Raw genomic sequence first — 21,175 nt, 5'->3', positions numbered from 1 at the left:
CGTTCGCCCATCCGATACCGGGTCGGAGGAGCCATGACGGGCGTGTTGACCATGAGCGTCGAAGTGGAACTCGGGTGGGGCGTCCACGACATGCCGAAAGACGACCACCTCTCGGACGACGGCACGCCCGAGCGGGCGTACCTCGAACGGCTGCTGTCGGCGACCGAGCGCTGCGGTGTGCCCATGTCGTTCGACATCGTCGGCCACCTCCTGCTCGACCGCTGTCGAGGGACGCACGAGGGGCCGTACGAGCCGGGCTGGTACGACGCCGACCCCGGCACCGGCGTCGAGGAGGACCCGCTGTTCTACGCCCCCGACATGGCCGACCGCATCCTGGCGTCGCGGGTCGACCACGAACTGTGTACTCACACCTTCTCCCACCTCCTCTGTCGGCGGGCCGCCGAGGGCCTCGTCGACGTCGAACTCGAACGCGTCCAGGACCTCCACGGGGCGCTCGACGGCCCGGTCACCTCGTTCGTCCCGCCGCGGCACTCCCAGCCCGAGAACCACGTCCTGCGGCGCAACGGGATTCGGACCGCCCGGTACGCCAAGACGAGGGAGTCGTCGTCCCGACTCGGGCGGTTCTGGGAACTGACGGCCGCGCCCCACCCGCAGTGGGAGCCGCGCGTCGTCGACGGCGTCCTGGAGACGTACTGCACGACGTACCCGTCGCTGACCGCGCGGTCGCTCCCGGTCGGCCAGCGAGAGCGCTCGCATCCCGCGTTCCGACCGTTCCCACTCGACCTGCGCAAGCGGGTGCACCTGTTCTACCTGATTCGCTCGACGCGGCGCGCCATCGAGTCGGGGACGGCGCTCCACCTCTGGTGTCACCTGTTCGACCTCAGCAACGCACACCAGTTCGAGGTGCTCGACGCGTACCTGGAGTACCTCTCGACCGTCCCGGAAGACGAGTTGCGCATCCGGACGATGCGGGACCTCCCCGAGGAACTGGTGGTGGAGTGAGATGGACGTCGCACTCCTCCTGAACGGCCCGCGGGTCCGGGACTGGCAGGCCGCGGCGCTCGCGTACCTCCTCGATGCCGACGACGACGTCGAGGTGACCGCTATCGTCTACAACGAGTACGAGAACGACGCGACGGCCCTGGAGACGCTCCGGCGGGCCGTCGAACTCCGCGAGTGGGCGGCCGTCGCCACGCTGAACAACCTGCTGGTCGAGACCGGCCGCGAGCGTGGCTACGTCGATATCGACACGCTCGTCGACCGCGACGCGGTGCGGGAGCTGTCGGTCCACCCGACCATCGTCGACGGGTGGAAACAGCGGATTCCGGCGGAGACGGTCGACGAGTTCTGCGACGACGTCGACGTGGCCATCAGGTTCGGCTTCGGCTTCCTCGTCGGTCCCGTCCTCTCCGAACTCGACCACGGCGTGCTGAGCTACCACCACGGCGACCTCACCGAGTACCGCGGCCAGCCGATGGGGTTCTGGGAGTTCGTCCACGGCCGGCAGACCGCGGGCATCACGGTTCAACAGCTGACCGAGACGCTCGACGGCGGCGGCGTCGCCGCGTCGAAGACCGTCGACATCTGCGACCTCAGGACGTGGGAGGCCGTCAAGCGGCGACTGCTCGAGGAGTCGGAGGACATGCTCGCCACCGCCGTCCAGTCGCTCAGGGACGGGACGGTCCGGGAACCGGACCACCTCGGCGACCTCTACACGCTCCCGAAGGGTCGTCCGGTCCTGACGTTCGCCGTCAAGAATGCGTGGGGGCACTTCCTCGAAGGAGCGTAGGTCGGCGGGGCGCGTCGGTCAGCGACGGGACTGCGTCCGTCGCCTCAGGCCCGGACCGGCCGCGGACCGAGGACGTAGTTGAGCGTCGTTCCGACGAGCAGCAGGATACCCGCGAAGTAGAGGAAGGTGACGAACAGCAACACCGCGCCGAGGAACCCGTACGCGGCGTACTTCCCGGACCCGGCGAGGTACGCCTGGAAGACGAACTGGAGGACGAGCCAGCCTACGGCGGCGAACGCCGCGCCAGGAAGCGCCCGTCGGACCGTCATCTCCGTCTCCGGCAGCACGTAGTAGATGGGGAGCAACCCGACGGTGAGTCCGGCGAGCAACGCCAGCGCACCGACGAGGTTCGGGTAGGGGAGCATCGACAGGGCCGCCCCACGGAGTACGGCACCCACGGCGACCATCAGCGCGATGGCGAACACGACGCCGACCAGGGTGACGATACCGTCCCTGACCTGGTCGAGTAACGACGGGTCCTCCGTGGTCGCGTATATCTCCGCGAACGCCACGTCGAGGCCGCGGACGACCTTGATGGCGCTCCAGAGCACCAGGAGGAACCCGACGATGCCCGCACCGGTCCGTCCGGCACCGCTCGACAGCGCCTGCTGGACGACCTCCTCGCCGCTCCCCGAGAGGAACGACCCCACCTGCTCGATGACGAACGAGGTGAACGCCTCGCCGCCGACTATCGACCCGATAATCAGGAACAGGACGACCAGCGGGATGGCCGAGGCGAATGCGTAGTAGGCGAACCCCGCCGCGAGCAGCGTCAGGTTCCGGTCCCGAGCGACGCCGACGACGGCCTTCACCGTCGAGGTTGCGTTCATCGTCGGTTCGACAGCGGGCACGCACTAATCGCTGGCCCCTGCAGACAGCGTCGCTGTGGTGTGCTGTCGCTCCTCACCGTCGGGTCGGCTCGGGAGAGAGACGGAGGATGGGTGGCAGACCGCGGGGACGCGGGAGCCGGAAGCCCGCGGGGGAATCGCTCAGTGAAGTGCCGTCACTCCTCGTCTCCGTCCTCGCCGTCGTCGCCCTCGTAGCCGAACTCGTCGTCCTCGTCGACCGCGCCGTCGCCGTCGTTGTCCAGGTCGTCGTTCGCCGGACCGGGCATCGACTCGTCGTCCTCGTCGACGTGGCCGTCACCGTCGTTGTCCACGTCGTCGCTGCCCTCGTCGACGGTCGCCTCGTCGGGCGTGTAGACGTAGAGGCAGTCGTTGGGGTACGACCGGCCGAACTGGTCGGCGTCCTCACAGCAGAGCACGCGGCCGTCGTTCATCACGAACACGTTGTCGACGTTGACGAGCGCGCTGTTCGCCACGTCGGCCGTGTCGGTCGCGTCCGGGCCGACGATGACCGGTTCGAGCGTGGAGATGTCGTAGTCCTCCTCGATGACGGCGCGGTAGACCAGGCCACCGTCGACGCGGTCGACCTGGATGTCGCCCACGTCGTCGCTCATCCCGGTGTTGACCTCGGAGATGCCGAGGTAGATGTAGTCGCCCGGACCGGCGTCGTCCTTGCTGTCGATGCCCTCGCTCTTGCGGAACTCGACGGTCGCACCGATCTCCTTGGCCGCGGCGCGGGTCTCCAGGAACGGTACCTTGCGGAGTTCGGGGCGACCACGGTCGTCGACCGTCGACTCGGGGTCCTCGCTCCACAGTTCGGCCCACTCCGTAATCTCCTCGTCCGAGACGTAGTCGGCGTTGCCGTTCTCGACCACTTCTCGGTCAGCCTCCTCGATGGCAGCCTCCATGTCCTCCCGCCAGTCGGTGTCGGCGTGGGAGTCGAGGTAGTCGACCTGGTCGATACCGTCGTACTGGGCGATCCACTCGGCGACCTCGCGGTTGCTCGCCCTGCTGAGCGCCAGCCACTCCAGTTCGAGGTCGGCCTCGGCGGGCGGCTTGCCAGCGGCGGCGTCCTGGTTCGTCACCTTCGCGGCGTGGAGCGTCCCCTCGACGTCCATCGGGTCGTCGTAGCTCGGAATCGGCTCGTCGGCGACGAACTTGTACAGCCCCTTGTTCTCGCCGTCGGAGGAGAGGTAGACGGTCTGCCCGTCGGCCTGGAAGTCCGGGCACTCCCACGCGGCCCGACCCATGCAGTAATACTTCGTCGCCTCCGGCTCCTCGGTGTCGGAGTCCCGGAAGTCGACGATGTAGCCGTAGCGGTACGGGTTGGGGTACGGCCCCTCGATGGGCGTCGCGTCGTCGCCCTGCCCGACCGCCGCCGCGCCCAGGTAGTACGCCTGCAGTTCGAGGCCCGCCAGCGCGAAGGTGCCCTGCGGGTACCACGCGTCCTCGCCGTAGTACTCCGAGACGGCCGCGGCGATGCCGGTCGGGTTCGGGCGGTTGTAGAACTGCGCTCCGCCGCGCTGGTTCGGCCCCTCGTTCTCGCCGAACTCGCTGGTCTTGACGTACGGGCCGACCCGCGTGTGGGAGTACTCCTCCTCGGCGGAGAGGTAGGTGTTCCACGGGCTGGTGTCGCCGTAGCAGTTGATGCGGGTCCCGCCGAGTTCGCGGAGGGCGTCGGTGTCGGAGAGGTTCTGGGCGTTCTCCATGTCCGCCGACCACTCGCCGTCGTCGTCACGCGAGACGGGAATCTGGGAGACGTCGCCGGGGCTCTGCTCGAAGTTGGTGAACAGGTAGCCCTCCGTCTCCTCGTCGTTCGTCGGGACGAACCGGTTGCAGTCCGGGTTGTAGCCGAAGTTGCCGTACCGCGAGCCCTCGTACTCGCTGACCGAGAGGCCGTCGGGCGTGACCGGGTAGCCGAGGTCGTGGTCGTCCCCGATGTTGTCGCCCTCCTGTGCGAGGACGGTGAACTCGCCGCTGCCGACCCGCACCTGGCCCTGCTTCTCCTTCGTGTTCGGGATGCCGACCGTGTCGAACTCGCTGTCCTCGGTGAAGTCGTAGCCGCTCACGTAGCCGATACCGCCCTTGTTGAACGGGGCCGGGTTCCCCCGGCTCGGGTGCTGGACGCTGAAGAACAGCGATCCGCTCTTCGTCACCTCCGGCCCGGTGACCTCCGCCCCGAGTGCCGTCCACGCGAACCGCTCCAGCGTCCCGTCCTTGACGATGGGTGCGTGAGGGGTGTCCACGTCCTCGTCCGACTGTGCGTGCGCCGCCCCGACCACGCTCGCCCCGAGCGAGGCCGCGACTGACGTCTTCATCAGGTTCCGTCGAGTGAACTCGACCATGCACGTGGACCCCCGCAGATTCGGTAAAAGTAGATTTGTAATGGGGATATAGCGCTGCACGAATCGCTCCGACTCCGACCGGAGACGACGTTGGGCTACGTTCCCCAACTGGTCAGTTTCGGAGAGCGTCGAGTACGTCGAACCCGCATCCAGCGGACGGTCTCGGACGAGTTCGGTGCGGACGATGGGCGCACAACAGGTGGTCGACCTGGTTTGGAGAGACGGAGGGCTACAGGTCACGAACGACGGCAAAACGGCATCCAGCGGTGGTGAGTATCGAACCGGTCAGAACCCACCGTGATGTGAAGCGATTCCGTGGCGAAGCCACCCCACGTCGGGGGTTACTCCATCCCCCGCTCGGCAGCGCCGGTGCGGATCTCCTCGGCGCGCTCCCGGACCCACGAGACGTACCGGTCGACGCGCTCGGGTTTCACGCCGTAGAACGACGCCACCCAGTTCGTGTCGGCGTACGGTTGGGTGAGCATGTACGCCGCGAGCGTATCCCGGCCGGCCTGAATTATCTCCGGCGGAACCCCGCGGTCGCCCGTCCCGGCCTCCTCGAACCCGTTGACGTCGAAGTAGACGTCGGCGTACAGCGTCGCCATCTCGGAGGTTTCGAACGCGATGCCCTGGTGCTGTGGGGCCTCGAAGCGATAGCGCGGGCCGTCCGGGGCCGTCCGGTCCAGTTCGACGATTCGGACGCCGAGCACGTACTCGACGTACACCGATTCCCCGTCCGCCGTCGCGTCGTGCGATGTCGACATGGTGGGAGTCACAGCGGCGACCGACCATCGGGAGTCGGTCACGTCGCTGGAGGAGTGCTCCCCCGTCCGTCGCTTAACCGTTCGTAATAGCGGTACGTTGCGCTCCGGAGCGCTCCCCTCACGACCGCGCACCGTCGTTCGACTACTCGCGTTCGCCGCTGCCCAGCGCGCTCTCGCCGACCGGTTCGTGGCCCTCGATGACCTCCTGGCCGCCCATGTACGGCCGGAGCGCTTCGGGAACCGTCACCGTGCCGTCGTCGTTCTGGTAGTACTCCAGGATGGCGACCATCACGCGCGGCAGGGCCAGCCCCGACCCGTTGAGCGTGTGGAGGTACTCGGCGCTCTCGTGGCGTTCGGGGCGGTACTGGATGCCCGCACGACGCGCTTGAAAGTCCTCGAAGTTCGACACCGACGAGACCTCGAGCCACCGGCCGCCCTCCTCGGGGCCGTCGTCCTCGTCGTTCGCGGGTGCCCACACCTCGATGTCGTACTTCTTCGACTGCGTGAACCCGAGGTCGCCCGTACACATCTCCAGGATACGGTAGGGCAGGTCCAGTCGTCGGAGCACCTCCTCGGCGTCGTCGAGCAGTTCCTCGAAGCGCTCGTAGCTCTCGTCGGGCCGGACGAACTGCACCATCTCGACCTTGTTGAACTGGTGGACGCGGACGATTCCTCTGGTCTCGGTCCCGTGTTCGCCCGCCTCCCGCCGGAAGTTCGGCGAGTACGCCTGGTGTTTGAGGGGCAGGTCGTCGTCCAGCAGTATCTCGTCGCGGTACATGTTCGTCACCGACACCTCCGCGGTGGGGCAGAGCCAGAGGTCCGAGTCGTCGTACGCCTCGGTGTTCGCCTCGCCGAGGCGGTAGGCGTCGTCGACGAACTTCGGGAACTGGCCCGTCCCGGTCATCGACCGCGAGTTGACCGGGACCGGCGGGAACACGTCCACGTAGCCCTGCTCGCGGTGGACGTCGAGGAAGAACTGGACGAGGGCGTGTTCGAGGCGCGCGCCGTCGCCCTTGCAGAAGTAGAAGCCGCCGCCGGTCACCTTCGCGCCGCGGTCGAAGTCGAGGATGTCGAGGTCCTCGCCGACGTCGTAGTGGGGGACCACGTCGTCGGGCACCGCGCGCAGGTCGTCGAACCCCTCGCGTCGGCGCTCGACGTTCTCCTCCTCGGTCGCCCCCACGGGCACCGAGTCGTCCGGAATCATCGGTAGTTCGAGGAGTGCCGCCTCCAGTTCGCCCTCCAGTTCGTCGGCGCGGTCCTCGACGGTCTCCAGTTCGTCTTTCAGCGTGCTCGACCGGTCGATGGCCTCCTGGGCGGCCTCGTCGTCGCCCTCGCGTTTGAGTTCGCCGATGCGCTGGCTCACCTCGTTGCGCTCGTGGCGCAGGTCGTCGCCGCGCGCCTTGAGCTCTCGCCACTCCTCGTCGACCGTCAGGACGTGGTCGAGGTCCACGTCGTCGACGCCCTTGTTCTGGAGCGCCTCGCGGACCACGTCGGGGTTCTCCCGGACGAACTGTCTGCTGAGCATAGTCTCGGGTTCTGCCGGTCCGGCAAAAGGCGTGTCGCATCCGTGGTCGGGACTAGCAGTGTCTGGAGCGCGTGTCGGTCGTTCGGGTGGCGCTCTACACGGAGTGGTTGCGAACAACTCGAAAGCCCCCGGCATCTCGACTCGGTGCGGCGGGCGCGCTCCTCGGTCGCTTCGCTCCCTGCGGTGCTCACCCGTCCGCGCCAGCGTCGAGACGCCGGCCCCTTTCAGTCCCACGCTGGACTCGTTCCACTCGTCCAGCGAGTTCCCCCTCGCTTCGCTCGCGGGAACACCCGGACACGGCAGCCCTGCCCTTCCCCGGGTCGCACGCCGCTCACTTCGTTCGCGGACGTGCTCCCGGCCCAGCACCACGGCTGGCCGCGCGTTCAGGCGCGGCCGACGGGAACGGTAGGCGCGGTGCTGGCCCTGGTGGACTGAAAGGGCGAACCGGGAGGACTATGCCCGACCCCGCAAGCACGCGACCGAGCATGGCGAGGGAGCGCGCGCAGCGTGGGGCGCGCGAGTCCTCCCGTTGAGGGCTTTCGAGGTAGTCACAGCGTTGCCGTCGAAAACGACTCGACCAGTGATGACCCACACTGCTAGAGGCGACTGACTTTTCACGGCCACAAGCAAGACCCACGTATGGCAATCGGCGACCTCCGCGAAGTCGAGACGGGCGGCTGTGAGGACCTCTACTACGTCGACGTGGGACTGTACGGGACGCCCGAGTACGGCAGCGTCTACATCCTCGACGCGGAGCGCCCGGCCGTCGTCGACCCCGGCACCGGCGCGAACCGCGAGCTGATATTCGACGCGATGGCCGAGGTGGGCATCGCCCCGGAGGACCTCGCCGTAATCGCGGTGACGCACGTCCACCTCGACCACGCGGGCGGCGCGGGCTACCTCGCTCGCGAGTGCGAGAACGCGACCGTCACCGTCCACGAACGCGGCGCACGGCACCTCGCCGACCCCGAGCGCCTCGTCGCGGGGACGAAACAGGTCGTCGGCGCGCGCTGGCAGCACTACGCCGACCCGCTCCCCATCGACGAGGAGCGACTGACCGTCGTCACCGACGGCGACGTGGTCGACCTCGGCGACCACGAACTCCGCGTCCACCACGCACCGGGTCACGCCCCACACCAGGTCGTCTACCACGACCCGACCAACGACGCGGTGTTCACCGCCGACGCGGCGGGCATCTACGCCCCGAGTCGCGACGAGGTCCAGCCGACGAGTCCGCCCGTCAACTTCGACCTCGAACAGGTGCTCGCGGACGTCGAGACCATCCGCGACATCGACCCCGAGACGCTCCTCTACGGTCACTTCGGCCCCGCACCGACGGCCGACCGCCTCGACGAGTACGCCGAGACCATCGAGGCGTGGGTCGAGTCGATTCGCGCGGCCCGCGAACGCCTCGACGACGACGACGCGGTCGCGGACCACTTCGTCGAACGGGCCGACACGGCCGACCTGTGGGGCGAGGAGCAGTCGGAACTGGAGACGCGACTCAACGTCGACGGTGTGTTGGTCTACCTGGACCAGCGCGAGGAGTGACCGTACCTCTCGTGACCGCCAGTCACGGACGGAGCGAGTGAGACCCTCGTACAACCGAGCGGGAAGTGGAACGCCCCGTGAGGAGCATGCCAACGAGTCGACTGTTCGAGGGGATATTTCACGGGCGATGGGACGACAGAACGGGGGCAGTCCGTACTGTCGGTGGACGTTCGACCACTCTGTCGTCGGCAGTGGGTCGAAATCGCTCGACGGAACCGGTGGGAGTTTAGTAGTCGCGCCCCACGTCCCCGGCGAGGACCCGCAACAGTGGCCAGTGAACTCATCCCTCTCGTCGCCGGTATCATCGCACTCGGCGTCGTCTCGCAAGTGCTCGGCGACCGCTTCCGTATCCCGAGTATCATCTTCCTCATCGTCGCGGGGCTGATACTCGGACCCATCTCGGGGTTCGTCCTCGAGGAACCCATCGTCTCGCAGGCGACGTTCGGCGAGGGCCTGTCGGCCATCGTCGGCCTGTCGGTCGCCATCATCGTCTTCGAGGGGGCGTTCCACCTCAAGATCGACAAACTCCGGGAGGCGCCGCGCGAGACCATCAGACTCGTCACCGTCGGCGCGGTCATCGCGCTCGTCGGGACGGCCATCGTCGTGAGATACGCACTCGACGCGGCGTGGGACATCTCGTTCCTCATCGGTGCGTTGCTCGTCGCCACCGGGCCGACGGTCATCGCGCCCATCCTGGAGGTCGTCCCGGCCCGCGACCGCGTCGAGGCGGCCCTGGAGACGGAGGGCATCGTCAACGACGTCACGGCGGCCATCATCGCCATCGTCGTCTTCGAGGTGGTCATCGGGCACGCCAGCGAAGGGGGCATCGTCGCCGGGTTCGTCGAACGGCTCGGCATCGGCATGCTGGTCGGCGTCTTCGTCGCCGGGGTGCTGTACTACGCCATCCGGTACGTCGACCTCTCGCCCCAGAACGCCCCGCAGAACGCCCGGCTGCTCGTTCTGGCGGGCGCGCTCGTCGCCTACGGGGCGGCGGACTACTTCGCCACCGAGGCCGGACTGCCCGCCGTCGCCACCGCGGGTATCCTGCTCGGCAACGTCGACCTGCCCTACGAGGAGGACATCACCGACTTCAAGGGCGACGTGACGCTCATCGTCCTGTCGTTCGTGTTCATCGCGCTGGCCGCGTTGCTCCAGCCACAGGAGGTCATCGACCTCGGCATCGGCGGACTCGTCGTCGTCGCCGTCGTCGCGCTCGTCATCCGGCCGCTGCTCGTGTTCGTCTCGACCGTCGGTCAACGATTCACGACGGGCGAGAAGCTGTTCATGAGCTTCGTCGGCCCGCGCGGTATCATCCCGGCGTCCGTGGCGACGCTGTTCGCGGTCGAACTGCGAGCGGAGGCGGAGGGCATCAGAGCCGGCGACATCGCGGGCACCGCGGCCGAAGCGGCACAGCTCGACGCGGCCGCCACGCTGCTCGTCGGCACCGTCTTCCTGGTCATCATGGCGACGGTCGTGTTCGAGGCCGGCCTCGCCCGCTACATCGCCGAATACCTCGATATCATACCAATGCGTGCAATCATCATCGGATCCGGTACCGTGGGCCGTGCGCTCGCGGACCGCCTCGAAGACCGTGGAGAGAACGTCGTCATCGTCGAAGAGGACGTCGAGATGCTCGAAATCGCCCGCAACGAGGGCCACACGGTGCTCCAGGGTGACGGCACGGACATCGACGTGCTACAGTCGGCGGGGGCCGGGAAGGCCACCACGCTCGTCGCCGCGACCGGCGACGACGACGTGAACCTGCTGGTCGCCCAGCTCGCCAGTTCGCGGTTCGACGTCGAGACGGTCATCTCGCGCGTGAACAACGCGAACAACGTCGACGCGTTCGAGGACCTCGGGGTCCGGACCGTCGCCCCCACCACCGCCACCGCGCAGTCCATCGACAACCTCATCGAACGCCCCGCGCTGGCGAAGTGGACCTCCGGTATCGGCGAGACGGGCGACGTCCAGGAGATAGAGGTCACCTCCGAGGAGCTGGTCGGCCGGTCGGTCCGGGAGGTCGGGCCGGAGCTTCCGGGAGGCTGTCTCATCGCGCTGGTCGCGCGCGACGGGGACGTGCAGGTGCCCGACGCCGACTACGAACTCGAGTACGGTGACCGCATCACCATCATCGGTGACCGGAACTCCGTCCGCGAGGCGATGACGTTCTGCCACCCCGAGTGAGGCTGGCGAGCGCCCCGACCGAGGACAACCCGTCCATCGTTTTCCGGCGTTCCGACACGCCCTTGCGCACACCGGTCGAGCACCGGGTATGAGCATCGTCGACGCCTTCTTCGACTCGATTCCGTTCGCCAACCACCTCGGCATCGAACTCGACGAGGTGGGCGACGGCCACGCGGTCGGCCACGTGGACCTGCGCGACGAGCACTCCTCGAATCCGGGCAGCATGATCGCCCACGGTGGGGTCGCCTACTCGCTCGCGGACACAATCGGGGGTGCGGCGGTCGTCGACCTCAACGAGACGGTGACGCCGACCATCGACATGCGCATCGACTACCTCGCGCCGGCGACGGGCGAGCGGTTGGTCGCGGAGGCCGAGGTGACCCGCAACGGGAACAACGTCGCCACCGTCACCGTCGACGTCGAGGACGGCGAGGGGACGGCCGTCGCGACCGCTCGCGGCGTCTACAAGACGGCCGGCGCGCCGGGACAGAACCCCTGGACCGGCGGCGGACGGGAGTAGCGAGTACCACAGAACAGCGCCTCTCTCGGTCGAGCGCTCAGTTCGTCGCGTCGAGGATCGACTGGTAGAGCCGCGCCTCGCGGTCGGCGAGCTGTCGAATCTCCCCCGCCGCCGTGTCGATGCCGTCGCGCAGTTCCCCGCCGTCGTCGGCCTCGCTGGCGTCCTTCAGCGTCGCGCCCACGGCCGACCAGTCGTCGGCGATAGCCGCCATCTCCTCGGTGACCTCGTCGCCGAACGGGTGGTCGACGGTCCGGAAGAAGTCGCGCTGGAGGCCGCGGAACGCGCCGCCGCCCGTCCCGCGCCGTTCGACGTTCTGGTAGGCGAAGCGGACCGTCCACGCCGGGTCGGGGAGCTGCGTCCACGACGCCATGTCGGAGACGAGGCGCTGGATGCCCGCGAGGCCGTGGACGCCGACCGGACCGGGGTCGAACCGACCGCCGCCGGGGCGGAGCATCGAGCGGGCCATCTCGACGGTCGCTTCCTCGATAGCGACGTCGAGGTCGGTGCCGAGTTCGGGGTCCGTGACCGTGAGGTAGCGGTTCTTCAGGGGGACGAACGCCCGCGAGGACATGGCAGCGCGGAGGCGGTCAGTCGGGAGGTGCTGCACCTCCTCGAACTCGCTGTCGGAGAGGTAGACGCCCTCGTCGTCGTAGCCCACCGCGAGCAGCGAGTGAGGTGCGAAGTGGGTGTCGGTGTCGAAGTAGTCGAGGTCGTAGATGTCCGCGAACAGCAGCACCGGGTGGCCGTCGTCGAGGCGAGCGCGGACGTCCGCCCACGTCTCGTCCCAGTCGCCGCCCTCGTGTTCCTCGTGAGGAATCTGGAGCGTGTGGAAGAACGCCCGTTCGAGCGAGAGCGGGCGGCCGATGAACGCGCGGTGCGGCGAGTCGTCGAGTTCGAAGAAGGTGAAGCCGAGACCGGAGGCGAGGCCGAAGCAGGTCTCCTCGTCCAGCCCCCAGTCGTAGAACCGCGCGAGGTTCGCCAACGACGTCGAGCCACAGTGCCGACCGGTGGCGTGGTCGTAGCCGGAGAGTTTCATATCGGAGGCTGTCGCGGGCGGCCGATAACGGTTCCGTCCCTTCCTCCAGTCGTCCGTCTACTCCGACCCGAACGCGAGGAGGTGCCGCTCGGTGCCGACGACCAGTGCGTCGTCGCTGACCGCGATGGCGCTCGCCGGGGACGGAAGCGGGCGCTCCCACAGCGACGACCCGTCCGTCACCGCGAGCGCCCGAATCGAGTGTCGCTCGCCGTTCTCGCCGCCGGTCACCGGGAGCACCACCGCGTCGTCGGTGGCGACGGGCGGAGCGGCGAGCGACCCGTCGAGCGAGCGCTCCCACCGCCGGTCGCCGGAACCCACGTCGAGCGCTCGAATCGCCACCCCGTCGGACGCCGTGGTGGCGACGACCGCAGTCCCGTCGGCGTCGACGGGCGGCGCGGGGCGGCCGGGCAGCGACTCGGTCCAGACCGGGTCGCCCTCGTGGGAGAACCCCCGGAGTTCGTCGGCCGCGGTGCCGACGAGGACCCGTTCGTCCGTCGTCACCGGTGGCGTGACGGCGGCGACGTCCGAGCGCCACCGACGGGTGGGCGCGTCCGCGTCGGAGAGGAGTTCGTCGACCACGTCGGCGTCGAACGCGCCGAGGGGGCCGTCCGCGGCCGCGACGAACAGGCCGTCCGTGGTGAGTGCGGGGGCGAACGTCGCGGCCGACGACGCCAGTCGCCAGCGCTCGGTCCCCTCGCCGGACGACCAGGCGCGGAGGCCGGTGTCGGTCGGGAAGTACGCGAGTCCGCCGCCGACCACGGGCGCGCCGCTCGCCGCGCGGAGGTCCTCGTGCCACCGGAGTTCCCCGTCCTCGGGGACGTACGCCGTGGCGACGCCGCTGGCGGCGTCCGAGCGCGTGGCGACGTACAGCGTGTCGTGGGTGTAGGCGGTGCCGAGCGGACGCCCGTCGGCGGGGCGAGTCCACGAGCGCGTGCCGTCGCCCAGGCCGACGTTCCCGACCCACGAACGGCCGTCTTCGGCACTGGCCGAGGTGCCGACGAACCCGTCGGGGCCGACCAGCGTCACCGTCCGCACGGCCCCGTCGAGGGAGAGTCGCCAGCGCTCGTCGGGACTGCCGAGTTCGACGGGAGCGTGTCCGCTGTTGTACGTGTCGTGGCGCGCGAACCGCCAGTCGGGGCTGCTCCGGTACGTCTCGACGGGGTCGTCGCTCCCGAGCGCGGCGCAGCCTGCGAGCGCGCTGGACGCGACCGTGGCCGTCCCGGCGAGCAACGCGCGCCGCGAGACGGGTCGTCGCGCCGGGTCGAGGAGGGACTGCTGCACGGCTATCGTCTCTCGGCCGACGTAGTTCGGCGTTTCGTTCCGACACGCCCCACTCCGCCAGTGGACGGGAGGGCCGACGCGAGCAGCGGTGCCGAAGCGGTAGCGGAGCGGTGCGCGTCGGTCGAAGGAGGACCGTCGAGCGGTCAGTCGGCGGCCATGGAGTCCTGGGTGTCGAGGTCGACGAGGGTCTCGATGTCGGGAATCTCCGCCTCCGCGTCCGTGAGCACCTCCATCCGACGGGTGAACCTGGTGCGCGAGTAGTCGACGAGGGCGACGGGGTCGACGGCCGCGCCGAACCGACTGAGCGTGTTCGCCACGAGCGGCATCAGGTCCATCAGCGTGTCGTGGACGACCTGCTCGTCCACGCCGTCGTCGTGGACGTGGGTCCGAATCTCGTGCATCCCGAACCCGACGTGACGGCCCTCGTCGGCGCGGATGTAGCCGATACCGGTGACGACGCTCTCGGAGTTCGGGAAGTCCCCGACAGCGATGTCGTCGCCGCGGTCGCTCAGCGCCGACTGGAGGCCGTAGTAGCCCGTCTGGGCGAGGACGCTCTCGACGACCAGGTGGTAGTGACAGTACGCCTTCACGCGGTTCTCGGGCGTGTCGTCGGTCAGGAGGCGCTCCATCGCCGTCTCCGTCCGGTCGAACAGTTCGACGTACTCGTCGTTGAAGAAGCGCTGGTTCGTCGGGTATGTCACGTCGAAGCCGTGGGCCTCCGCGGCGGGGACGATAATCTCGCGCCAGATTCGGTCGAAGAACTGCGTGTGCTTCGCCTCGTCGTATATCTGCGAGGCGACGAACATCTGCTTGTCGACGTCGTCGAGGGCGAGCAGCAGCGGGGCGACGTCCTCGGTGACGGCCTCCTCACCGGCCCCGAACAGCGCCAGCGCGAGCATCAGTTCCTCGAACTCCTCCTCGGTGATGTCGTAGTCGACGAGTGTCTGACGGTCCCGTTCGATGGTCTCCTGGGCGATGTCGTGGTAGGGGTCCCAGTGGTTGTAGACGCCGTGTTCGAAGAACTGCTGTGCCTTCGCGTCCCGGTCGAGTCGGAGGTTCCGCGTGGCGTCCTCTACTTTCGTCATGTGTGGTCACGCACCATCCCGACACCTCGCAGGGGCCGTGATTGAGTGGGTCGCCGCGCATTCGAGGCCGTTTTTACGTGAATCGGTCGGGCATTGATGTTTCAGCCACCAGTGGTGACAAAATCGTGTCGGTCGTCGGTGGCGCTCGACGGCGGGTGGTGCAGTCGGTGGCGCTCGACGGTCTCGCTCGAAGAAGGGCGGTGATGGTCGTCGTCGCGAGCGACAGCGCAGGCGTCGGAGCGAGGCCTTACCGGCTGAACTCGATGGCCATGCCCTGCCCGAAGCCGACGCACTCGGTGGCGATGCCGCGTTCGGCGTCGCGCTTGATCATCTCGTGGACGAGCGTGACCGGGAGGCGGGCACCGGTCGCGCCGAGCGGGTGGCCCAGCGCGATAGCGCCGCCGTTGACGTTGTACTTCTCGTCGTCGATGCCGAGTTCGCGCTGGCAGTAGAGACACTGGCTGGCGAACGCCTCGTTCAGTTCGACGAGGTCGTAGTCCTCGATGTCGCGGCCGGAGCGCTCCAGCAGGTCCTCGACGGCCGGGATGGGACCGATGCCCATCACCTCGGGCTCGACGCCAGCGACGCTGTTGTTACCGATTTCGGCCAGCACCTCCAGGTCGTGGTCCTCGGCGAACGCCTTGCTCGTGACGAGAAGGGCACTCGCGCCGTCCGTGATCTGGGAGGCGTTGCCGGGCGTGACGCTCCCGTCGGACTTGAAGATGGTCGGCAGTTCGTCCATCTTCTCCCGGGAGACGTCGTGACGGATGCCCTCGTCCTCGGAGACGGTGCCCTCCTCGGTCTCGACGGGGACGATCTCGTCGTCGAAGCGACCGGACGTGGTCGCCTCGCTGGCGCGCTGGTGGCTCCGGAACGCGTAGTCGTCCTGGTCCTCGCGGGAGACGTCGTAGCGCTCGGCGACCTCCTCGGCGGTCATCCCCATCTGGAGCGCCGCGAGGTTGTAGTCCTCGTTCATCCGCGGGTGCATCTGGGTGTTCGCGCCCATCTTGACCCGCGACATGTTCTCGACGCCGCCGGCGATGATGGCGTCGCGCTGGCCCGCCCGAATCGCGTCGCTCGCTCCGGCGACGGCCTGCGCCGACGACGCGCACCAGCGGTTGATGGTCGTCCCCGGCACCGACTCGCCGAGGTCCGACAGGAGCGCGATGATGCGCGCCATGTTGTTGCCCTGCTCCTCTCGCTGCTGGGCACAGCCCCACATCAGGTCGTCGACGTCGTCACCGGAGAGTCCGGTGTCGGCCAGAATCTCGTCGATGAGCGGGATCGACAGGTCCTCGCTTCGCACGTCGGCGAACGCGCCGTCTTCCTTCCCGAAGGGAGTTCGATACGCTCTGACGACGACGGGTGTCGTGTCGGCCATACCGGAATGCAGGCGAGTCTCACACTTAAATTGCGGCAGAACTCCGGCTGTTTCGTCCGGAGTTTACTCGGGACTCAGCGCTCGGAGCGCGACGAGTCGTCCGCGAAGGCGTCCCGGAAGAGGGAGAGCGAGATAGCGACCATCACCAGCCCGCCGACGAGTTGCACGCCGGGGACCAGCAGTCCGAACTCGCTGGTGTCGACGACGCCGTCGAGCAACCAGGGGAGCATGACGAGGGTGCTGACGGTCGAGAGGAGCAGCGCTCGGTTTCTGTCTGCCATAGAGGGGCTGTCGACTGGTCGGTCGCTCACGAGGACCGCCGTCACGGGCATCCGACAGTCTCGATGGCGGAGCTATCGGTCCGATGCCACGTATAGCTTTCTTCGTAGCAACCGGGTCGGTACCCGGTCGGTTAGCGAGCAGTCGGCGCGGCGCAGACGAGTCGCGTCCGCGCAGCGACGGCCGAACCGAGCACCCACGGTATGTAGAAGGATTCTTGCCGAGGTGAGTGAAACGGTCTGGCATGATAGACGTCCCCTCCGCTGTCGCCCCGGCCCTCCCACGAGGTGACCCCTGACGATGGCGACGGACACCGCGACGACCCGGGAGAACCGCTACGGAGCCATCACGGACCGACTGCCCGCGAACGCGGCGCTCCTCGCCGTCGGCCTCATCGTGGTCGTGGGACTGGTCGCGCGCCTCGTCTGGCTCGGGAACCGCATCGCCCACCAGGACGAGGCGCGGGTCGCGTACTGGACGCTCCGGTTCGCCGAGACGGGGACGTTCGAGTACCGGGCCATCATCCACGGGCCGTTCCTCCCCATCGTCGACGGCTGGCTGTTCACGCTGCTCGGCCCGACGGACTTCTCGGCGCGCCTCGTCGTCGCGCTGGTCGGGGCCACGATGCCGCTCGCGGCGCTCCTCTTCAGGACGCGCCTTCGCGACTCCGAAATCGTCGCGCTGGCCGCTCTGCTCGCGTTCAACCCGCTGTTGCTCTACTACTCGCGGTTCATGCGCAGCGACGTGCTCGTCGCGGCGTTCATGCTCGTGGCGCTGGGCGGGTTCGTCCGCGCGTACGACACGCGCCGCGTTCGCTGGCTGTTCGTCGCCGTCGGGACGATGGCGCTCGCGCTGACCGCGAAGGAGAACGCGCTGCTCTACCCCGTCTGCTGGCTCGCCGCAGGCGTCCTCCTCCTCGACGCGATGCTCCTCAGGGACCGCGCTCGCGGCGTCCGGGCGCGGGAGACGCTCGCTCGACTCGGCCGCGGCGTGGCCGGAATCAGCGAAGACGACGACGAGCGAATCCGGCACCGATTCGGAGGAATCGACCGGTGGGGCGGCCGGGCACTCGTCGTCGCAGTCGGACTCGTCCTCTGGTTCTTCGTCGTCATCGTGTTCTTCTACGCGCCACGTGGCGGCGGGTACGGGCCGCCGTACAGCGCCGGCGGCCTCGACCTGTACTCGTCGCTCGGGTCGCTCGTGGGCGGCGACCCCGGCCCGTTCGTCGCCGTCCTCGACGAGGCGACGTTCGGCGCGTGGGAGTCGTTCGCCAACCAGTGGGGGAAGAGCCACGACCACCCGTTCCTGCCGTACCTCGAACACTACCTGAAGACGATGGAGGCGGGCGCGCTGGCGGTGTCCGCGCTCGCGGTGGTCGGAACCCTCGCCGACCGGTACCGCGGGGGCGGCCCGCGGCCGCTCGTCATGCTCGGGGTGTTCTGGGGCGTCTTCTCGGTGCTCGGCTACCCCATCGCCACGGACATCAAGGCACCCTGGGCGGCCGTCCACGCCGTCGTCGCCCTCGCCATCCCCGCCGCCGTCGGCCTCGCGCTGGTGGCTCGCTGGGGCGCGGAGGCGTTCGCGGACGACGACCGGGAGGGCGTCGCCCTGGCCGCCATCGTCTGCCTGCTCGTCGTCGCACAGGTCGGCTACGCCACCGGGACGCAGGTGTACGTCCCCGAACACGAGTCGACGAACAACCAGCTCGTCCAGTACGCCCAGTCGTCGACGGGCGACATGAAGACGCTGCTGAACGGCGAGGTGGCGACCATCACTCGGGAGAACGCGGGGACGGACGTCCTCTACTTCGGCAAGGAGTTCTTCATGGCGCGGGAGTCGCAGGCGAACCAGCCGGGGAACACGGGGAAGTGGTTCGACCGCCTCCCGATGGCGTGGTACATCGAGCAACAGCAGTACGCCGAGGGGCGGGGCTCGCCGGGCGTCAGCGTCACCAGTCGCCACCGCGCGAACGACGTCGGCCGTACCGACCCGTCGGCGCTCCCGCCCGTCGTCATCACGCTGGCCAACCGGTCGGGCAACGACGGCGGGAACGCCTCGGACATCGAGCAGTACCTCGACGGCTACGAGAAGCACACGTTCGAGCGCTACGGCTACTCCAGCGAGTTCGTCGTCTTCGTCCGGGAGGACTGGCAGCAGTACGCCGACGTCGAGTCGCGCGTCTTCGACGCACTCGACCCGTCGTCGGGGGACGGGTCGCTGAGTGCGTCGTCGGGGCATCCGTCGCTCGACGACCCGGTGTACGGCTGAGGGCGGCTGCGGCCGACGTGTAGGAGTTCGGTGCGGGCGGCAGGACAGGCGCTCTCCGACGGTCTTATTGCGGTCAAGACGTAACTCTCCGGGAAATGACCGCCCCGGCGCTCGACGTCGTCGAACTGCTGTTGACAGCGCACGTCTACAGCGAGAACCGCGAACTCGACCCGGGCGACCTGCCGCCGTCGTATCGACGCGCCTTCTGGAGCGCCGACGCGACGCCCGACGAGTCCACCGGCCGCCCCGCACCGGGCGGCATCGAACGCCCGCTCTCGACCTCCGAGACGGCCGTCGCCGAGGCGACCGACCTCGCCCACCCGTGGGAGGCCGTCTCCGACCTGATGTTCACCGAGCGCGAGGAGTTCTCGGGGACCATCGGCTTCACCGACACGGGGATGGCAGAGAAGTGGTTCACCGAACGTGCCGACGACGAGCGTCTCATGGCGAACCCGACGCTCGCGCAGTACTTCGAGGAGGAGTTCGAGGACGTGGACTACGAGGCCGCCCGCGCGAACAACCGCCCCGTCCACGCCGACCGGGTGTGGATAGACAGCCTGCTCGACCAGATGTTCGACGAGGACGACGAGGAGATGCTCGACCTCGTGGAGGTCCGCGCGCCCGAGGAGGTCGAGATGACCCTCGACGACCTCGTGCTCACCGACGACCAGATGGGCGAGATCGGGAAGATAGTGAAGGCCATCGAACACCGCGACTACCTCGCCCAGATCGGCCTGCGCGAGATAGGCAAACTGCTGTTCGTCGGCCCGCCTGGCACCGGGAAGACCTCCATCGCCCGAGCGCTGGCGCACGAACTCGACCTGCCGTTCGTCGAGGTGAAACTGTCGATGATCACCAGCCAGTACCTCGGCGAGACGGCGAAGAACGTCGACAAGGCGTTCATGGTCGCCAAGCGCCTGTCGCCGTGTATCTTCTTCATGGACGAGTTCGACTTCGTCGCGAAGACGCGCTCCTCCGACGAGCACGCGGCCATCAAGCGCGCCGTCAACACGCTGCTGAAGTCCATCGACGAGATTTCGCTCATCCGCGACGAGGTGCTGCTCATCGGGGCGACGAACCACCCGAACCAGCTCGACTCGGCGGCGTGGCGGCGGTTCGACGAGATCGTCAACTTCCCGAAGCCGGACGACCAGATGCGTGCGGACATCCTCCGGGTCATCACCCGCGAGATGGACATCGTCGACTTCGACCCCGATGCGCTGGCCAGGGAGACGTCGGGGCTGACGGGCAGCGACCTCCGACTCGTGCTCCGCGAGGCGGTGCTCGAAGCGCTCACCGAGGAGCGGACGACGCTCACCCAGCAGGACCTGCTCGACGCCGTCACGGACTTCGAGGAGCGCGACAACCTCAAGAACCTCGACATGATGGACGACAGCTCCGACCTCATCGCCGGGAACGGCGTCGACGCGGACGGTCACGACCACGACCACTCGGACGACGACGCGCACGACCACGATTCGCACGACCACGCCGACGAGGAACACGCCCACGACCACGCCGACGACTGACCGTGGAGGTCACGCTGCTCGGTACCGGCGACACGACGGGGACCCCGACCGTCGGGTGTGACTGCGACACCTGTTCGGCGGCGAGGAGCCGTGACGTCGAGCGCTCTCGGTTCTCGGTCCACGTCGAGAACGAACGCACCGGCGAGTCGCTCCTCGTCGACTGCTCGCCGGACTTCCGCCACCAGTTCCTCCGGGACGACGTCGACCTACCGGACGCGGCCGTGATATCGCACATCCACTTCGACCACCTCGACGGCCTGGGCAACGCCTACCGCCTGCTCGACTCGCTGCCCGTCTACGCCGCCGACGAGACGGACCCAGCGACCGGTGAGAGCGTCGCCGACACCGTGTCGAGCAAGTTCGACTACCTCGACCGGGTGACGGTCCATCCCGAGTCGCCGTTCGAGACGTTCGAGACCTGCGGGTTCGAGGTGACGCTCGTCCCCGTCGACCACCCGCCGCTGGTCTGCTACGGCCTCACCGTCCGGGACCCCGAGACGGGCGCGACGCTCGCGGTGAGCGGCGACACCTCCTACGCCGTCCCCGACGACTCGCGGGCGGAACTCGCCGACGCCGACCTGCTGCTGGTCGACGGCATCGTCCCCGCGCGGCTCTGCGAGTACCACCCCCACGGCGGCACCCACGAGGACGACGACGGGACGCCGCGGACGTTCGGCACCAAGCACATGACGTTCGAGGGCGCACGGGCGCTGGCCGCGGAACTCGCCCCCGAGACGTACCGCCTCGTCCACGTCTCGCACTTCCCGACGCCGGAGGAGGCGTTCGCCGAGGACGTCGCGGTCGACGGCGAGCAGTTCACGCTGTAGGGGTG

Annotated in this window: 17 protein-coding genes; 8 read left to right on the top strand and 9 right to left on the bottom strand. The window is 68.5% G+C overall.

The features are described from left to right. The first annotated feature begins 33 nt into the window (after positions 1–33). On the top strand, positions 34–963 hold the full coding sequence (locus tag MX571_RS06740) for a polysaccharide deacetylase family protein (RefSeq protein ID WP_247414834.1): 930 nt from the start codon (positions 34–36) through the stop codon (positions 961–963). A gap of 1 nt (position 964) precedes the next feature. Then, complete coding sequence (locus tag MX571_RS06735; protein WP_247414832.1) at positions 965–1,750, top strand: formyltransferase family protein; 786 nt, start codon at positions 965–967, stop codon at positions 1,748–1,750. 44 nt (positions 1,751–1,794) lie between these two features. On the opposite strand, the gene MX571_RS06730 is transcribed toward MX571_RS06735, so the two are convergent. The 4 genes from MX571_RS06730 to serS form a co-directional block, all read right to left on the bottom strand. After that, positions 1,795–2,580 carry a YihY/virulence factor BrkB family protein gene (locus tag MX571_RS06730; RefSeq protein WP_247414830.1) on the bottom strand — a complete coding sequence of 262 codons (786 nt, stop codon included), beginning with the start codon at positions 2,578–2,580 and terminating at the stop codon, positions 1,795–1,797. Positions 2,581–2,753: 173 nt separating this feature from the next. Then, the gene (locus MX571_RS06725; protein ID WP_247414828.1) at positions 2,754–4,940 is read right to left on the bottom strand and encodes an alkaline phosphatase PhoX; all 2,187 of its coding nucleotides are present in this window, start codon (positions 4,938–4,940) and stop codon (positions 2,754–2,756) included. Between the two features lie 341 nt (positions 4,941–5,281). Beyond that, on the bottom strand, positions 5,282–5,704 hold the full coding sequence (locus tag MX571_RS06720) for a hypothetical protein (protein ID WP_247414826.1): 423 nt from the start codon (positions 5,702–5,704) through the stop codon (positions 5,282–5,284). A 142-nt stretch (positions 5,705–5,846) separates the two neighbouring features. Next, positions 5,847–7,229: a serine--tRNA ligase gene (gene serS, locus MX571_RS06715; RefSeq protein WP_247414824.1), complete on the bottom strand. Its 1,383-nt coding sequence runs from the start codon at positions 7,227–7,229 to the stop codon at positions 5,847–5,849. A 639-nt stretch (positions 7,230–7,868) separates the two neighbouring features. On the opposite strand from serS, the gene MX571_RS06710 reads away from it, so the two are divergent. From MX571_RS06710 to MX571_RS06700, 3 genes are all read left to right on the top strand, one after another. Next, entirely contained in the window at positions 7,869–8,780 is a 912-nt protein-coding gene (locus MX571_RS06710; protein WP_247414821.1) for an MBL fold metallo-hydrolase, read from the top strand. A gap of 267 nt (positions 8,781–9,047) precedes the next feature. Beyond that, positions 9,048–10,964 carry a cation:proton antiporter domain-containing protein gene (locus tag MX571_RS06705; protein WP_247414819.1) on the top strand — a complete coding sequence of 639 codons (1,917 nt, stop codon included), beginning with the start codon at positions 9,048–9,050 and terminating at the stop codon, positions 10,962–10,964. An 88-nt stretch (positions 10,965–11,052) separates the two neighbouring features. Continuing rightward, on the top strand, positions 11,053–11,484 hold the full coding sequence (locus MX571_RS06700) for a PaaI family thioesterase (RefSeq protein ID WP_247414816.1): 432 nt from the start codon (positions 11,053–11,055) through the stop codon (positions 11,482–11,484). Positions 11,485–11,521: 37 nt separating this feature from the next. Here MX571_RS06700 and MX571_RS06695 read toward each other — a convergent pair whose 3' ends face one another. The 5 genes from MX571_RS06695 to MX571_RS06675 form a co-directional block, all read right to left on the bottom strand. After that, positions 11,522–12,520 carry a BtrH N-terminal domain-containing protein gene (locus tag MX571_RS06695; protein ID WP_247414814.1) on the bottom strand — a complete coding sequence of 333 codons (999 nt, stop codon included), beginning with the start codon at positions 12,518–12,520 and terminating at the stop codon, positions 11,522–11,524. 57 nt (positions 12,521–12,577) lie between these two features. Beyond that, a complete protein-coding gene (locus tag MX571_RS06690; protein ID WP_247414812.1) occupies positions 12,578–13,801 on the bottom strand; it encodes an outer membrane protein assembly factor BamB family protein in 1,224 nt (407 codons plus the stop codon). A gap of 143 nt (positions 13,802–13,944) precedes the next feature. Beyond that, complete coding sequence (locus MX571_RS06685; protein WP_247414810.1) at positions 13,945–14,886, bottom strand: ferritin family protein; 942 nt, start codon at positions 14,884–14,886, stop codon at positions 13,945–13,947. Between the two features lie 247 nt (positions 14,887–15,133). After that, complete coding sequence (locus MX571_RS06680; protein WP_247414809.1) at positions 15,134–16,267, bottom strand: thiolase family protein; 1,134 nt, start codon at positions 16,265–16,267, stop codon at positions 15,134–15,136. 74 nt (positions 16,268–16,341) lie between these two features. Beyond that, positions 16,342–16,548 carry a hypothetical protein gene (locus MX571_RS06675; RefSeq protein WP_247414808.1) on the bottom strand — a complete coding sequence of 69 codons (207 nt, stop codon included), beginning with the start codon at positions 16,546–16,548 and terminating at the stop codon, positions 16,342–16,344. A gap of 298 nt (positions 16,549–16,846) precedes the next feature. On the opposite strand from MX571_RS06675, the gene MX571_RS06670 reads away from it, so the two are divergent. From MX571_RS06670 to MX571_RS06660, 3 genes are all read left to right on the top strand, one after another. Then, positions 16,847–18,814 (top strand): flippase activity-associated protein Agl23, encoded by a 1,968-nt coding sequence (locus tag MX571_RS06670; protein WP_247414807.1) that lies wholly within the window; start codon positions 16,847–16,849, stop codon positions 18,812–18,814. Positions 18,815–18,909: 95 nt separating this feature from the next. After that, the gene (locus MX571_RS06665; protein ID WP_247414806.1) at positions 18,910–20,343 is read left to right on the top strand and encodes an ATP-binding protein; all 1,434 of its coding nucleotides are present in this window, start codon (positions 18,910–18,912) and stop codon (positions 20,341–20,343) included. Between the two features lie 2 nt (positions 20,344–20,345). Then, entirely contained in the window at positions 20,346–21,170 is an 825-nt protein-coding gene (locus MX571_RS06660; protein WP_247414805.1) for an MBL fold metallo-hydrolase, read from the top strand. The last annotated feature ends 5 nt before the right edge of the window (positions 21,171–21,175 follow it).

Source organism: Halomarina salina (assembly GCF_023074835.1).
Lineage (GTDB): Archaea > Halobacteriota > Halobacteria > Halobacteriales > Haloarculaceae > Halomarina > Halomarina salina.
Note: the sequence above shows the minus strand (reverse complement) of the source record. Positions and strands in the feature narration are given on the sequence as shown.